At 42.8% G+C, this 15,259-nt stretch carries 11 protein-coding genes, 1 tRNA gene and 1 pseudogene; 9 read left to right on the top strand and 4 right to left on the bottom strand.

Annotated elements, in window-relative coordinates; all coding sequences use genetic code 11:
* Positions 1-29 precede the first annotated feature (29 nt).
* Together dnaQ and ACUN2T_RS07680 are read left to right on the top strand one after the other, a co-directional pair.
* The gene (gene dnaQ / locus ACUN2T_RS07675) at positions 30-776 is read left to right on the top strand and encodes a DNA polymerase III subunit epsilon (protein WP_445496966.1); all 747 of its coding nucleotides are present in this window, start codon (positions 30-32) and stop codon (positions 774-776) included.
* Positions 777-905: 129 nt separating this feature from the next.
* Positions 906-982, top strand: a tRNA-Asp gene (locus ACUN2T_RS07680).
* 109 nt (positions 983-1,091) lie between these two features.
* On the opposite strand, the gene ACUN2T_RS07685 is transcribed toward ACUN2T_RS07680, so the two are convergent.
* Positions 1,092-1,358: a helix-turn-helix domain-containing protein gene (locus ACUN2T_RS07685; RefSeq protein ID WP_445497830.1), complete on the bottom strand. Its 267-nt coding sequence runs from the start codon at positions 1,356-1,358 to the stop codon at positions 1,092-1,094.
* Between the two features lie 150 nt (positions 1,359-1,508).
* Positions 1,509-1,931, bottom strand: a complete 423-nt coding sequence (locus tag ACUN2T_RS07690; protein WP_445496967.1) for a PAS domain-containing protein — start codon at positions 1,929-1,931, stop codon at positions 1,509-1,511.
* Positions 1,932-2,546: 615 nt separating this feature from the next.
* On the opposite strand from ACUN2T_RS07690, the gene tkt reads away from it, so the two are divergent.
* A complete protein-coding gene (gene tkt / locus ACUN2T_RS07695; RefSeq protein ID WP_445496968.1) occupies positions 2,547-4,541 on the top strand; it encodes a transketolase in 1,995 nt (664 codons plus the stop codon).
* Between the two features lie 60 nt (positions 4,542-4,601).
* Here tkt and ACUN2T_RS07700 read toward each other — a convergent pair whose 3' ends face one another.
* Positions 4,602-4,973 carry an antibiotic biosynthesis monooxygenase family protein gene (locus ACUN2T_RS07700; RefSeq protein ID WP_152963079.1) on the bottom strand — a complete coding sequence of 124 codons (372 nt, stop codon included), beginning with the start codon at positions 4,971-4,973 and terminating at the stop codon, positions 4,602-4,604.
* Between the two features lie 139 nt (positions 4,974-5,112).
* Complete coding sequence (locus ACUN2T_RS07705) at positions 5,113-5,619, bottom strand: MarR family winged helix-turn-helix transcriptional regulator (RefSeq protein ID WP_445496969.1); 507 nt, start codon at positions 5,617-5,619, stop codon at positions 5,113-5,115.
* Positions 5,620-6,041: 422 nt separating this feature from the next.
* On the opposite strand from ACUN2T_RS07705, the gene epd reads away from it, so the two are divergent.
* From epd to ACUN2T_RS07735, 6 genes and pseudogenes are all read left to right on the top strand, one after another.
* Positions 6,042-7,061: an erythrose-4-phosphate dehydrogenase gene (gene epd / locus ACUN2T_RS07710; protein ID WP_445496970.1), complete on the top strand. Its 1,020-nt coding sequence runs from the start codon at positions 6,042-6,044 to the stop codon at positions 7,059-7,061.
* 85 nt (positions 7,062-7,146) lie between these two features.
* On the top strand, positions 7,147-8,310 hold the full coding sequence (pgk, locus tag ACUN2T_RS07715) for a phosphoglycerate kinase (protein ID WP_445496971.1): 1,164 nt from the start codon (positions 7,147-7,149) through the stop codon (positions 8,308-8,310).
* Positions 8,311-8,363: 53 nt separating this feature from the next.
* The gene (gene fbaA, locus ACUN2T_RS07720; RefSeq protein WP_445496972.1) at positions 8,364-9,440 is read left to right on the top strand and encodes a class II fructose-bisphosphate aldolase; all 1,077 of its coding nucleotides are present in this window, start codon (positions 8,364-8,366) and stop codon (positions 9,438-9,440) included.
* 258 nt (positions 9,441-9,698) lie between these two features.
* Positions 9,699-10,052, top strand: a pseudogene (locus tag ACUN2T_RS07725) (IS30 family transposase); the annotation flags it as partial.
* Positions 10,053-10,380: 328 nt separating this feature from the next.
* Positions 10,381-12,030 (top strand): condensation domain-containing protein, encoded by a 1,650-nt coding sequence (locus tag ACUN2T_RS07730; protein ID WP_445496973.1) that lies wholly within the window; start codon positions 10,381-10,383, stop codon positions 12,028-12,030.
* 82 nt (positions 12,031-12,112) lie between these two features.
* Positions 12,113-15,244, top strand: a complete 3,132-nt coding sequence (locus ACUN2T_RS07735) for an amino acid adenylation domain-containing protein (RefSeq protein ID WP_445496974.1) — start codon at positions 12,113-12,115, stop codon at positions 15,242-15,244.
* Positions 15,245-15,259: the final 15 nt, after the last annotated feature.

Below are 15,259 nucleotides of genomic sequence, written 5' to 3' on the forward strand. Positions count from 1 at the left end.
AAACCTTAAGTCTGACATAAAAAAGCGTTATGAGCACTGCGATTACACGACAAGTTGTCCTTGATACCGAAACCACCGGTATGAATAAGTTAGGTGTTCACTATGAAGGACACAAAATTATTGAAATTGGTGCCGTGGAGGTTATTAACCGCCGCCTGACTGGCCGCCATTTTCATATCTATATTAAGCCGGACAGATTGGTTGATCCTGAGGCATTTGAAGTTCATGGAATCAGTGATGAATTTTTGCAGGATAAGCCGATGTTTGCTGATATTGCAGATGAATTCATTGAATTCATTCGTGGCGCTGAGTTAATTATCCATAATGCACCCTTCGATATCGGTTTTATGGATTATGAATTTGGCAAACTGGGCCGTGATATCCCACCAACGGCTGATTTCTGCAAGATTACCGATAGCTTGCAATTAGCAAGAGCGTTGTTTCCGGGAAAAAGAAACAACCTTGATGCGTTGTGTGATCGTTATGATATAGACAATTCTAAACGCACCTTACACGGGGCGTTGCTTGATGCCGAAATATTGTCTGATGTCTATTTGATCATGACAGGCGGGCAGACTTCGCTTGCATTTTCAATGGAGGGGGACGTCTCTGGCAATGCGGGTGTTTCTGAAGTGCAGCGTATTACCCGGCCTCAAACTGCATTAAAAGTTATTTATGCAGCGGATGAAGAACTTGTTGCTCATGAATCCAGATTGGATTTAGTTGAGAAGAAAGGTGGGAGCTGTTTGTGGCGTACAACTTTTGGACAAAGTTAAAATAAAATTGCAGATAAATCACCTTTAAGGGTGAAAAGTTGATCAAGTGCGCTACTTTGTAATAAAAAATATTGACGGGATGATCTTGGGTTCGTAATATTTACCTCGTTCTCAACCAGAACGCTGTGCGGTGCGGTAGTTCAGTTGGTTAGAATACCGGCCTGTCACGCCGGGGGTCGCGGGTTCGAGCCCCGTCCGCACCGCCAAAGATTTTGAAGCCCTGGGTAATCGCCCGGGGCTTCCTCATTTTTTATATCATGCCGCAGTTTCTTTATTGGCAATGATGAAATTGCATTGAAATAAGACATAGAGAAGCTACCAGCTTTCTATACTTCTTGTTTCTCCAACCTTTATCAGGAACTTATTTTCTTTACCAGGTTCATAGCGTGATGGCCAAATAGTCGATGGATGTAAACCTAATTCGGTGGCGATTAACGCTTCTCCCTTTGGCCATGGACGATGCAATGCATTACTCAGTGTCGATGATGCCAAACCTGCTTTGCGGGAAACGGCTGAAAGGTTTGTCCCTTGTTTTCTTAAGGCTGCAATAATATCTGCTGGATGCCAATCTTGAATATTCATCATAATCCCCTAATTTTAATTATTAAAAAACATCGATAATAGATAACTTATTAATTTTTTTACTGTTTGGCAGTAATTAGGTATAGATTATCAATGAGGGTTAATTAAAGAGGCTATCGAAACGATTACTTAATAAGAGTGTTGGTTATTTTATAACAAAATAAGACCTATATATTGAAGGTGTTTTTGCTGGATGTAAAGGTCATAGTTATTATCTTTTAAAAGTATAGAAAAGTTTTCAGCTTTGGACATATGAAAAGTGATACCAATGCAGTGACCATTTTCATCACAAAGTGGATATTTATCACAACGGTAGGTTTGCTTGACGTTATTTTTTCCAAACAGGTGAGTTTCAAGTGATGTAACTGTTTGCATAGTTTGAATAACTTTTTGATCCTGACGACAGAATTTTTCTTCATGTTCTGCGGTAGATGAGGGTAATTCTCCCGCTGAAAGCCCGGTAATATCGAAATCTTCTGGCAGATTGAGCAGTTGATAAAAAGCTGGATTGGCATAGATAAATCTTGACTGGCAATCTTTAGCTCCCCAGGGTTCATTACTTCTTTCCCACATGTAAATTAATTGCGGAGTGATATTATTTCGTTTTTTTTATATTTAACATGAAAATCCCTTGCTAACTAATTAAATAATTATCTGAATGGCTATTTTTCTTATTCTATTTAAAATAACCTAATTATATAATGGATTGCAATAATTAATTAATCAAAGAATACTGTTTTTTATTTTGGTTATATTCTCGTTGGTTAAATTTCTTATTGTTTTATTTAAGAAATAATCATATAAGGAAATATAACCATAAGTATTATTCTATTTTAAATTATTTATTTGTTTATTGATCTAATGATATTGATATCTGGAAGGTGTTTTTTCTGCACATTAATTATTTATAAATTGAATAACTCATGGATCATTGGTGCGTAATAATATGTTCAAGGCAGATTCGACTAATAGTTATGTTTAATTAAATTACCTCTCTATATTGCGTAATGAGCTTGTTTATTACTCTGATAACGATGAAATTCATGTAAATCAGTAACCTAAATCAAAGAATTGTCGTTTAAGTGAAATTAAGATAGTTTTCTTATATCTGGCTTTAAAGATTGCGGTTTGTACGCTGTGCTGAGAAAATTATCCCCCTAAACGTTTTGATCCCACTTGGAGTAGAAAATGACCACTCGTAAAACCCTTGCTAATGCTATTCGCTTCCTTAGCATGGATGCTGTGCAGAAAGCAAAATCAGGGCACCCTGGTGCGCCTATGGGAATGGCTGATATCGCTGAAGTTTTATGGCGTGATTATTTAAATCATAACCCAACTGATCCACATTGGGTTGATCGTGATCGTTTTGTATTGTCTAACGGCCATGGCTCTATGCTGATTTATAGCCTGTTACATCTCACCGGTTATGACGTTTCTATTGATGATCTGAAAAACTTCCGTCAGTTACACGCCAAAACTCCAGGCCATCCTGAGTATGGTTATGCGCCAGGCGTAGAGACAACGACCGGTCCTTTGGGGCAAGGGATTGCCAACGCGGTAGGTTTTGCTATTGCTGAACGTACTCTGGCTACGCAATTTAACCGTCTTGGTCATGATATCGTTGACCATAACACTTATGTGTTTATGGGAGATGGTTGCATGATGGAAGGCATTTCTCATGAAGTTTGTTCTCTGGCGGGAACGTTAAAGCTGGGCAAGCTGATTGCTTTCTATGATGACAATGGCATTTCTATTGATGGTCATGTTGAAGGCTGGTTTACCGATGATACCGCAGGTCGTTTTGAGGCGTATGGCTGGCATGTGGTTCGCGGCGTTGATGGTCATAATGCAGATGCAGTCAAAGCAGCGATTGAAGAAGCACGTAAAGTTTCTGATAAGCCTTCACTGCTAATGTGTAAAACAGTTATCGGTTTTGGTGCGCCAACCAAAGCGGGTACTCATGATTCTCACGGTGCCCCACTGGGTGACGCTGAAATTGCCGCAACGCGTGAAGTGCTGGGTTGGAATCATCCAGCCTTTGAAATTCCAGCGGAAATCTATTCTGAGTGGGATGCAAAAGAAATAGGTAACGCGAAACAAGCAACCTGGAATGAGAAATTCGCTGCTTATGAAAAAGCGTATCCTGAGTTAGCGGCTGAATTCAAACGTCGTACCCGTGGCGAATTACCGGCAAACTGGGGAACCGAATCAGAAGCATTTATCGAACAATTGCAACAAAATCCTGCCAATATTGCCAGCCGTAAAGCCTCTCAGAATGCCTTGGAGGCTTTCGGTAAAGTGCTGCCTGAATTTATGGGGGGTTCTGCTGATCTGGCGCCAAGTAATCTGACGATGTGGTCTGGTTCTAAGCCATTGAACGAAGATCAGGCAGGTAACTACATCCATTATGGTGTTCGTGAATTTGGCATGTCCGCCATAATGAACGGTATTGCTCTGCATGGTGGTTTTGTGCCTTATGGTGCAACGTTCCTGATGTTCGTTGAATATGCCCGTAACGCCGTGCGGATGGCTGCATTGATGAAAATTCGCAGCATCTTTGTTTATACCCATGACTCAATCGGTTTGGGTGAAGATGGCCCGACTCACCAGCCGGTAGAACAGATTGCCAGTTTGCGTGTGACGCCAAACTTAAGCACTTGGCGTCCATGTGATCAGGTTGAATCTGCGGTTGCGTGGAAATACGCTATTGAACGTAAAACAGGCCCATCAGCACTCATTTTCTCTCGTCAGAATCTGGCACAGCAAGAACGTACTGCTGAACAGTTGGCTAATATTGAGAAAGGTGCTTACATCCTGAAAGATTGTGAAGGTCAGCCAGAGTTGATTCTGATCGCAACAGGTTCAGAAGTGGAATTGGCCATAGGGGCTTATAATCAATTGACTCAGGAAGGTCGTAAGGTACGTGTAGTTTCTATGCCGTCTACTGATGCTTTTGATAAGCAGGATGCTGCGTATCGTGAAGCGGCATTGCCAATGGCGGTTTCTGCGCGTGTGGCAATTGAAGCGGGTATTGCTGATTACTGGTTTAAATATGTCGGTATGCATGGCGCTATCGTGGGTATGGCGACATTTGGTGAATCGGCTCCCGCTGATCAGCTGTTTAACGTGTTCGGTTTCACTGTAGAGAATGTAGTCGCTAAGGCTAAAGCTCTGCTGAAATAATGAGTTAGTCTATAAGTGAGCGCATCCGGGGTAAGACGTTGATCGGGTGCGCTCTTTTACTTATGCCTCGCAGATTCCGGGAACTGCTAGTTTTTGAAATATGTGCGGCGACCCGGTTATCCCATTGGGATACTTGGCGAGCTTCGCCTGAAATTCTGGATTAGTGAATGCAGCGCGAAAACACTCCAAATTTTCCCAAACGGCATAGTTCATGAACGTACCACTGCCAGCAATCCCGCGATGCAATTGTGCGGAAATTAGACCGGTTTGTGCCAGCATATACTCCGCATCTTCCTTCCAGGCAGCCTCCAGGATGTCCGCTTGTGCGGGATCAACATGGAATATGTTCATCAGCACTATGGAGCCATCGGTGTTTGAAAATAATTGTTCCCGCATGGTCACATGGGTGTCCATTTCTTCTAGTTTGAGCATCTTTATCTCCTGAAAGTTACTTGTATTTATGTTTGTTTTACTACTCTGCCGGGGTAAGCCGCGCGATGCATGCGGTTCACGGCGGCGATATGCCAACGTAGGTATGAAGGTTGTGCCGCGCCGTTGGTGCGTCGTACTTTTAGTCGAATTCTTTGTCGTGATTGATAAACCAATCCTCAGTACTATCTGGCATCGATGGATCTTCCAGTCTGGTTTCCAGGCTGAGTAATGTGTCCAACGTCATTTTCAGTTCGTTGAGTTCAGCGTCTTTTACGAGCGATTCCATCCATTCGGTTTCAAGCGACGTCGCCGTATCAACGGTACGCTGACCAAGCCCAGTGAGTCGATAGAGCGGTGAGCGTTCATGCCGGGGATTAATGATGGCTTTCACCATTCCGGCCTTTAATCCAAGATTCAGTTGTTTCTGCGCACCTTGGCGTGTGATGCGCATCGCTGCGGCAATCTGGGGCGCTGAGAGTGGATGCGGTGCGAGTGCAATCGCACTGAGCACCTGCCATATCGCGCTCGTGATTCCCAACGGGGCAACGCGCTTATCCCCTTTAGAGAGCAGTTGGGCATTGAGCCGGAACACCGCCAATGTGATTTCGTTGAATACCTCAGACGCTGGAGTTTTCCTGATCAACACGATTGACTTCCTTTCTTGGACTTCAATAAACGACAACCAGTTTCCACATATTGAAACGGGTTGTCAATGTTTGAGCGAATGGTGTTGATAGATCAAGGTATTGGATTTGATTTATATCAAATTATGGCACAAAAAAGTGACAGTTGATTGTCATATTCATCATTTGTGGAAAGGTCGTTGTTTAATCTAGGCGGGTTCCTATGGCACGTTTTTCCATTTCGTGAGTTGATCACTTTTTACTATTGTCATCAATCTCTTTTTCCCTTAATCTCATTGTCATTAGCTGAATCGTTTCATTTTGTTGTCTGGAGAGGTTTTTTGTGCCACAGTTTTAGCAATTTTGTGATAAACAATCAGTACATTAGTGATTGAGTCAGTTATCCTAAACGGTTGCGTGGTAATAACTATATTCAGGGAGTAACATGACAATCAAGGTAGCAATAAACGGTTTTGGCAGGATAGGGCGCAGTATTTTACGTGCTCTTTATGAGTCTGGGCGTCGGGCTGAAATTGTTATTATTGCTGTTAATGAGTTGGCAGATGCCGAAGGGATTGCCCACTTGCTGAAATATGACTCCAGTCATGGTCGTTTTGCCTGGGATGTGCGTCTGAATAATGATTTGTTGCAGGTTGGTGACGATAATATTCGTCTGTTTCATCAACCCGATATATCGGCATTGTCCTGGCAAGAGCTGGGGATTGATATTGTTCTTGATTGCAGTGGGATATATGGCAGCAGAGCTGATGGGGAAGCGCATCTTGCCAGTGGCGCAAAAAAGGTGCTGTTTTCTCATCCGGGTGGCAATGACTTAGATGCGACTGTGGTCTATGGCGTGAATCAGGACTTACTGACAGCAGAGGATCGCATTGTATCCAATGCTTCTTGCACCACCAACTGCATTATTCCTATCATTAAATTATTGGATGATGCATTTGAGATTGAATCTGGCACAGTGACAACAATTCATGCCTCAATGAATGACCAGCCTGTGATTGATGCCTATCATCAAGATTTACGGCGTACCCGGGCTGCCAGCCAGTCTATCATTCCGGTGGATACCAAACTGGCCGCAGGGATAACCCGGATTTTTCCAAAATTCTGTGACCGTTTTGAAGCCATTTCAGTACGCGTACCAACGATTAATGTTACTGCTATTGATTTGAGCGTTACAGTAAAATCTCCAGTGAATGTCAAAAAAATCAATGAATTAATGCAAAAATCAGCAGCAACTTCATTTCGTGGTATAGTTGACTATACCGAATTACCGTTAGTCTCAACGGATTTTAACCACGATCCCCACAGCGCGATTGTTGATGGCACACAAACGCGGGTCAGTGGGCAACATCTGATTAAGACATTAGTTTGGTGTGATAATGAGTGGGGTTTTGCTAACCGAATGTTAGATACAACGTTAGCAATGGCTGCTACGGGTTTCAAATGATCTGTTGCTGACAGACAGTGCATAATAATAGATCTGCACACGGCACAAGATTAAACAATTTAGAGAATCAACGAGAGGATTCACCATGTCTGTAATTAAGATGACCGATTTAGATCTGGCGGGTAAGCGAGTTTTGATCCGCGCTGACCTGAACGTTCCGGTAAAAGATGGCAAAGTCACCTCTGATGCGCGTATCCGTGCTTCTTTGCCAACCATCGAAGCAGCATTAAAACAGGGCGCTAAGGTTATGATCACTTCTCACCTCGGCCGCCCTACTGAAGGCGAATACAATGAAGAATTCTCGCTGAAACCAGTAGTAGATTACCTAAAAGAGAAATTGTCTTCTCCGGTTCGTCTGGAAAAAGAGTATCTGGAAGGTGTGGACATAGCGGAAAGTGAGCTGGTTGTTCTGGAAAATGTTCGCTTTAATAAAGGTGAGAAGAAAGACGACGAAACTCTGGCTAAAAAATATGCTTCCCTGTGTGATATTTATGTCATGGATGCATTCGGTACGGCGCATCGTGCCCAGGCTTCTACCCACGGTGTCGCTAAGTTTGCTCCTGTTGCCTGTTCAGGTCCTCTGCTGTCCGCAGAACTGGAAGCATTGGGTAAAGCGCTGGATAAGCCAGCCCGTCCAATGGTTGCTATCGTTGGTGGTTCTAAAGTTTCAACCAAGCTGACCGTATTGGACACACTGTCCAAAATCGCGGATCAACTGATTGTGGGTGGGGGTATCGCGAATACTTTTGTTGCCGCGGAAGGCCACAATGTGGGCCGTTCGCTGTATGAAGATGACTTGATCCCAGAAGCGAAAAAACTGCTGATAAGCTGCGATATTCCCGTGCCAACTGATGTTCGTGTAGCAACAGAATTCTCTGAAACTGCGGAAGCCACTTTGAAATCTACCGGCGATATTAAAGATGATGAGCAAATCCTCGATCTGGGAGATGAATCCGCTCAACGTCTGGCAGATATCCTGAAAAATGCCAAAACTATTCTGTGGAATGGTCCGGTTGGTGTATTCGAATTCCCTAATTTCCGTCAAGGAACTGAAATTATCGCCCGCGCAATTGCTGATAGTGACGCATTCTCTATCGCAGGTGGCGGCGATACTCTGGCAGCAATTGACCTGTTTGGTATTGCTGACAAAATTTCTTACATCTCTACTGGTGGCGGTGCTTTCCTTGAATTTGTCGAAGGAAAGAAATTGCCTGCGGTGGTGATGCTGGAAGAACGCGCAAAACAGTAATTAAGTCATGACGGGCAGTTTTATCTGCCCGCTCTAAACGGGACCCACGTAACATGTCTAAAATTTTTGATTTCGTAAAACCGGGTGTCATCACTGGTGATGATGTTCAAAAAGTGTTCGCGATAGCCAAAGAAAACCACTTTGCGTTGCCGGCGGTAAACTGTGTAGGTACTGATTCAATCAACGCAGTGTTGGAAACGGCCGCCAACGTTCGTTCTCCCGTTATCATTCAGTTCTCTAACGGTGGTGCTGCTTTTATTGCCGGTAAGGGTGTGAAAGCTGAAGGTCAGCAAGCGGCTATTCTGGGTTCAATTTCTGGTGCTCACCATGTTCATCAGATGGCTGAACATTATGGTGTTCCTGTGATCCTGCATACTGACCACTGTGCGCGTAAACTATTGCCGTGGATTGACGGTTTGTTAGATGCGGGTGAAAAGCATTACGCGGCGACGGGTAAACCGTTGTTCTCTTCCCATATGATCGATCTGTCAGAAGAGTCGCTGGAAGAAAATATTGAAATTTGCAGCAAGTATCTGGCTCGTATGGCAAAAATTGATATGACGTTGGAAATCGAGTTAGGTTGTACTGGTGGTGAAGAAGATGGTGTTGATAACAGCCATATGGATAGCTCCGCCCTATACACTCAACCGGAAGACGTTGCTTATGCTTATGAGAAACTGAACGCTATCAGTCCACGTTTTACCATTGCTGCTTCTTTCGGTAACGTTCATGGTGTTTATAAGCCAGGCAACGTTAAACTGACACCAAAAATTCTGCGTAACTCGCAGGACTATGTTGCTGAAAAATTCAATCTGCCACACAACAGCCTGGACTTTGTTTTTCACGGTGGTTCTGGTTCTACAGCGGAAGAGATCAAGGAAGCTGTCAGCTACGGCGTTGTTAAAATGAATATTGATACCGACACCCAATGGGCGACTTGGGAAGGTATTCTGAATTATTACAAAAAGAACGAAGGCTATCTGCAAGGCCAGTTGGGTAATCCAGAAGGCGCAGATAAACCCAATAAGAAATTCTACGATCCACGCGTATGGCTGCGTGCCGGTCAGGTTTCTATGATTGCTCGTCTGGAACAGGCTTTCCGGGAACTGAATGCGGTTGATGTGCTGTAATTGGTATTGATGTTATAAGTAACCCCCTGAATGGAAATTCAGAGGGTTTTTTCGCAGGTGTTTCTATATCCAATTAACGATGTTATAGAAACACCTTTGTTTTATTTGAAGTAGCACTCCAAATTAATATTTTTATTGTGAAGCCCTCCTCATTCCTAATTTATCAGCAATAGCTGCGGAGCGAATATTAATAGCCTCTGTTGGCAGATTCGACTAATAAGTACAATTTTTCAGAAGGGCGGTCAGTTGCTATAGTAGGCATCAGAAGTCGCGAAAGCGGCAGTGAAAGTATTATACCCGTTAAAACAAAAAGTTAAGACCATCTCGTTCGATAACGGTTTGGCGTTCGCAGATCATGAAATCATCAGTGAAGAATTAGAAACCCAAATTTACTTTGCTTGCCCTTATTCGCCTTGGGAAAGAGGGATCAATGAGAATATCAATGGGTTAATCAGACAATACTTTCCAAAGGGAACCCATTTTAATGAAATCGTTGATCAGGAAATAAATTTTGTAGTAAATCGATTAAATAATCGCCCTCGAAAAACACGGGGTGGGAAAACACCGAGTGAATTATTTAAAGGAATACGAACATGTTTACTTCCAGATTAACGATATTGCACTTATCATTCGAATCCAAGATTGATAACTATTTTGTATAACTTAATTTGACTTCGTAAATAATTCTGTATAACAGCACACTAAGCGAAAAATGAGCCGTCAAGTAAAATTGCTGATGGGCGATTTGCACAGTAATGGTTTCTGATTAAATGATTCATATGTGAAGGCTATTTTTCAACCGTTGGCTTATCCATATATGCCGTTGTCATCGGGCTAATTCATATTCATGTTGCTTTATTTATCAAATAATAATAATTTTTATTATCATTTGTAATCGTATTCTTGTTGTAGCTGATAATCTAAACTTTATGGAAACTAAATGAGAGAGCTAACGACCATGCAGGCCGCTTATTGGGTTGGCCGGCAGTATGAACAGACGTTGGGTGGTGTTACCGCACATTTGTATGCAGAGTTTGATGGTACTGGGCTTGATCTTGAGCGGTTGAAAACTGCCGTACAGTATCTCTTTGATATCCATCCGATGTTGCGATTACGCGTTACACCGGATGGCATGCAAACCATAGAAAGCCTGTCTTCCAACGACAAATTGCACATTGATGATGTCAGCATATGTGATGAGAAAGCCATTGCTGATTTTCTGGAAAGTAAACGAAAAAGTAAAACCCACCAGAAACTGGATCTTGAACATGGTCAGTCTATCGACTTGAGTGTCACCCTTTTAACGAATGGAGATTTTCGTTTGCATATCGACCTGGACATGGTTGCAGGTGATGCGCAAAGTTTTCGTATTCTCATGGAAGATCTGGCCCGGTTTTATCACCAGCCTGAGCATCAACCAAAAAGTGGAGGAAGCACTTATTTTCACTATTTAGAGCGGATGCAGGCTGATAAATCCTTATTAACGTTACGTGAGCGCGATAAAAAGTGGTGGAATACGCGTATTGCCCAAATTCCACCTGCCCCTAAACTTCCTCATATCCATCGCACTTTCCCGAAGGGAGAATACTTTAGTGATCGATTCGCGGTTCAACTGACCAAAGAAGAAAAGTTGTCGTTAAAGACAACCGCCAAAAAATATCAGATTACGCTGTCAACATTATTTCTGTCTCTTTTCGCGTGTACAGTCGGGATTGGTACGCAGTCTGACAAATTTAGATTAAATATGCCTACATTCCAACGAGAAAGTTACCTCAGTGATGTGGACAAAATTGTTGGTGATTTTTCAGATTTATCTATTTTAAGTGTTGAATTACAGCGTCATGAGCCGATGATTGCGTTATGCCGTCGTTTTGCTGATCAAATCGCTTTACTCCTCTCTCACCGTGCTTATCCGGGCGTCAGTGTTATGCGGGATCTCTCCAGATACCACGGTAACATGCAAATCTCGCCTATCGTTTTTACCTCCGGTTTTGGTATCAGTGGCGATAATTTATTGTCCGAAAATGTAACCCGTGCTTTCGGTGAAATGGTCTTTGTTGTTTCGCAAGGGCCACAGGTTGCCTTGGATGTCCAGGTTGCGCCTGCTTATGAAGGAATTTTGGTCAACTGGGATGTTCGTCTGGATATTTTCCCTGAATCGTATATCCGCAGAATGTTTGATATCTATCTCTCTTTGATTCGGATGATCATTCGTTCGCCTGAACTGATAAACCAGTCTTTGGACTATTTTTTCTCATCTCATTTTTCTGCTTCGCATCAAGATGTGGGTACTGAAAAGGTGACATCCTCTTGTATTGAGCAAATGCTCATTATTTTGCTGTCCCGGCTGACGAATGAAGAAACTATCAACGCTCATACTTCTCTTTCCACATTGGATATTGATGCTGATGTTGCAGAAGAATTAACGGGATTTATTAGCAAATATATCCCACAGGCAGGACTGATGATTGAAGATATTCAGGCTCATCAAACATTAAAGGCACTGGCACAGACAATGGCATTGAGATCGCGGGGAGCGGCTGAAAAGGCGGCTGAGGCACTAGTGAAAATCCTTAATCGACAGAAGTAATCTTTCTTTTTGAAAGAGGTTAAATGTTTAGCTTGTTAATTAGATTTTGCGCTTTCTCACAATCGAAAATTGAGGAAATATCATGGATACCGCACTGACACCATTACAACGCGCGTACCTGCTAGGACGAAGTGAATTGTTACCACTGGGTGGTGTTGCCATGCATGATTTCAGGGAATTCAGAGGTCATATCGAGTTTTCTGTTATTAAGGCCCGGCTCACCAGATTAGTACAGCAATATGAAGCGTTACGTACCCATATAGATGAAAGTTCATTGGTTCAACATGTCTCCGATACTATTATCCTGAATCTTGATGAAATTGATTTCACGGGTATCCCGCGTTCAGCGGCTTATCAAAAGATAGATGAGATGAGGCAGGCGTATTCTCATAAAATCCACGATCTTTCTCGCTCTCCTTGGCATATTTGGGTCATTAAATTGACAGAGCCAGAAGATGGGGATCATGACCTTTTTACGACCGTGGTCTTTGTGAGCTTTGATGCACTGATTTTGGATGGCAGCGCTATCTCTCTCATCTTATTTAAATTGTTTAAGGAAGATGAGAATGAGCAGAAAAGATCCAGGCCAACGGGAAATATTGCTCATTTGCTTCAACCGCCTTCTGTTTCGAAAAAGCAAAGCGATACTGAATATTGGTCAGAAAAGCTAAAAGAATATCCCGGCCCACCGGCGTTGCCCTGGAAGAGACCGCCAGAATCGATTAAATCCTCTCGCTACAGAAGGGAGAAGGTCACCATTCCCAGCGCGACGTTGAATCATTTGTCTAAAATCGCTTCATCTTATGGCCTGTTTCAAAATACGATTTTATCCACCATTATCCTAGAGGTAATGTCATTTTGGACACAAGATAGTAAGTTATGTATTGGTGTTCCGGTTGCTATTCCCACCCAGAAAATGCAGTTCAGTAATGAATCTTCATTTGTCGCTGTTTGTTTTAAAAGAGACCAAGTGCCATTTTTAGAAAGAGCGACAGCTTTTCAACATGATATTTTTACCTCTCTGGAACATCTGGATTTTTCCGGCGTTGATATTAACAGGCTGATATTCAATCAACATCAGATAGGTTTGGCGCTACCGGTTGTGTTAACGAATGGTTTGTCATGGAAAACATTGCCTGCATCTGGTGATGTCTCTTTTTATGATGGATTAACGCAGACGCCGCAAGTTGCGATGGATATTCGTTTGTCCTTGGACCAGGACAAAAATTTGGTGTTATCCATTGATTATGCAGAAAAAGCGCTGGAACAAAATATCGTGCAGGATATTTTACAAACCATCACTCAGGCAATAGCGCAGATCTGTCGTCAGGAAAAACTCGCGGTGGATTTTTCTGAGGTGATTGATTATCACCATTATAAAGATAATGGTAATGACAGTGATTTTATCTGTTCAAATTTCCTGGCTCGTATTGCGGATAACCTATTGACGGGAAAATTAAAAAAAGCGGCTATTATCTGTGGGGATCAGCAGATTACGTATTCTGAGTTGGGGGCGTGTGTTCAAAAGATAGTGAATAATCTGAATCGCTGTGGGATGCGTAAAGGCAGTGTGGTTGCGATTTGTTTGCCTCGTAGTCCCGAACATGTGATGGTGACAATGGCGTGTGCGCTTTTGGGGATTATTTGGGTGCCTATTGATGTGAATTCTCCCTCTGAACGACGGGATTATCTGCTAACGAATTGCCATTCTGATCTCATTGTGAATACCGGACAGTTTAATAGTGATAAAGCCATCACATTGGAAACACTGCTCACATCAGTTTCTGAAAACGTTTTACTCCCCTTAGAGACTTTATCATCACTGAGTCATAGCATTGAACCCGCATATTATCTGTATACCTCCGGAACAACGGGTAAACCCAAATGTGTGGTGCTCAATAACAAGGCAACATCTAATGTTATCGGGCAAACGCTGAATAAATGGGAGGTTAAACAGGATGATGTGTTTATTTCCGTTACGCCATTACATCATGATATGTCTGTTTTCGACCTCTTTGCATCACTGACGGTTGGCGCAACGCTGGTTATCCCTGAACCCCATGCAGAGAAAGATGCTATCCATTGGAATCGGCTGGTTTCGCAGCACAAAGTTTCTATTTGGTGCTCAGTGCCTGCGATTTTAGAAATGTTAATGGCGTGCCAAAAGGGGGGCTCTCTCTCTTCCCTCAGATTGATAGCGCAGGGCGGTGATTATATTAAGCCTGCTCTCATCAAGGAAATTAGTGCGACGTATTCTGATACCCGGTTGTTTTCTTTGGGAGGGCCGACTGAAACGACGATTTGGAGTATATGGCATGAAATTACGTCAGAGGATGTCAGCCTTATTCCCTATGGTAAACCCCTGCCTGCGACTCAATATTTTATCTGTAATGATATCAATGAACATTGCCCGGCGTTTGTGACTGGCCGGATTTATACTACAGGAGTCAATCTTGCCTTAGGCTATCTGGAAGAGGGTCTTGTTGTACAAAAAGATTTTGTCACTATCACCTCGCCTACCGGTGAACAATTAAGAGCATTCAGAACCGGGGATCAGGGCTATTACCGAAAAGATGGCACCATCATTTTTGCCAGCAGAGTCAATGGTTATATCAAAATTCGGGGGATTAGGGTCTCTCTGCCTGATATTGAAAGTGAGTTATGTAAGCACCCACAAATCAATAATATTGTCGTCGTTGATTATCCAAATGAGCAGAATGGCGATGCAACATTAGGCGCTATGTATACGACACTAAATGGTCAGGAAATTCCCACCTCAGAATGGCGGGATTATTCTCACGGGCTTTTACCTGTTTCTCATATACCAACGCGTTTTGCTCATACTCAGGCGTTTCCTTTGTCTGCAAACGGTAAAACGGATCGACATCAAATCAGGGCATTCTTTGCGCAACCGAAGCCGGATAATTTGGCTGATAAGCAGTTTGTTACATCGGAGAACCAAAGAGTCAATAACAGCGCAGAGGATGAATATTATCAATCGATCCTCGGCATTTATTTGCATACCATTGGTGCGCAGCCGTTAACCGGTTTGAATGAAGATTCTGAATTTTTAGCGCTGGGATTAAGGCCTTCACATCTCAAAGAAATCGCTTGGCGTCTCACTGAAAAATTTGGTGTCATTCTGACGCCTCAGCTTTTAGTTAAATGCAGAAATGCCCGGCAGGTTTCTTCTTTACTTTTACAAAGTATTTAACCTGTTTTTGCTAAA

It is taken from the genome of Photorhabdus machadonis (assembly GCF_052657765.1).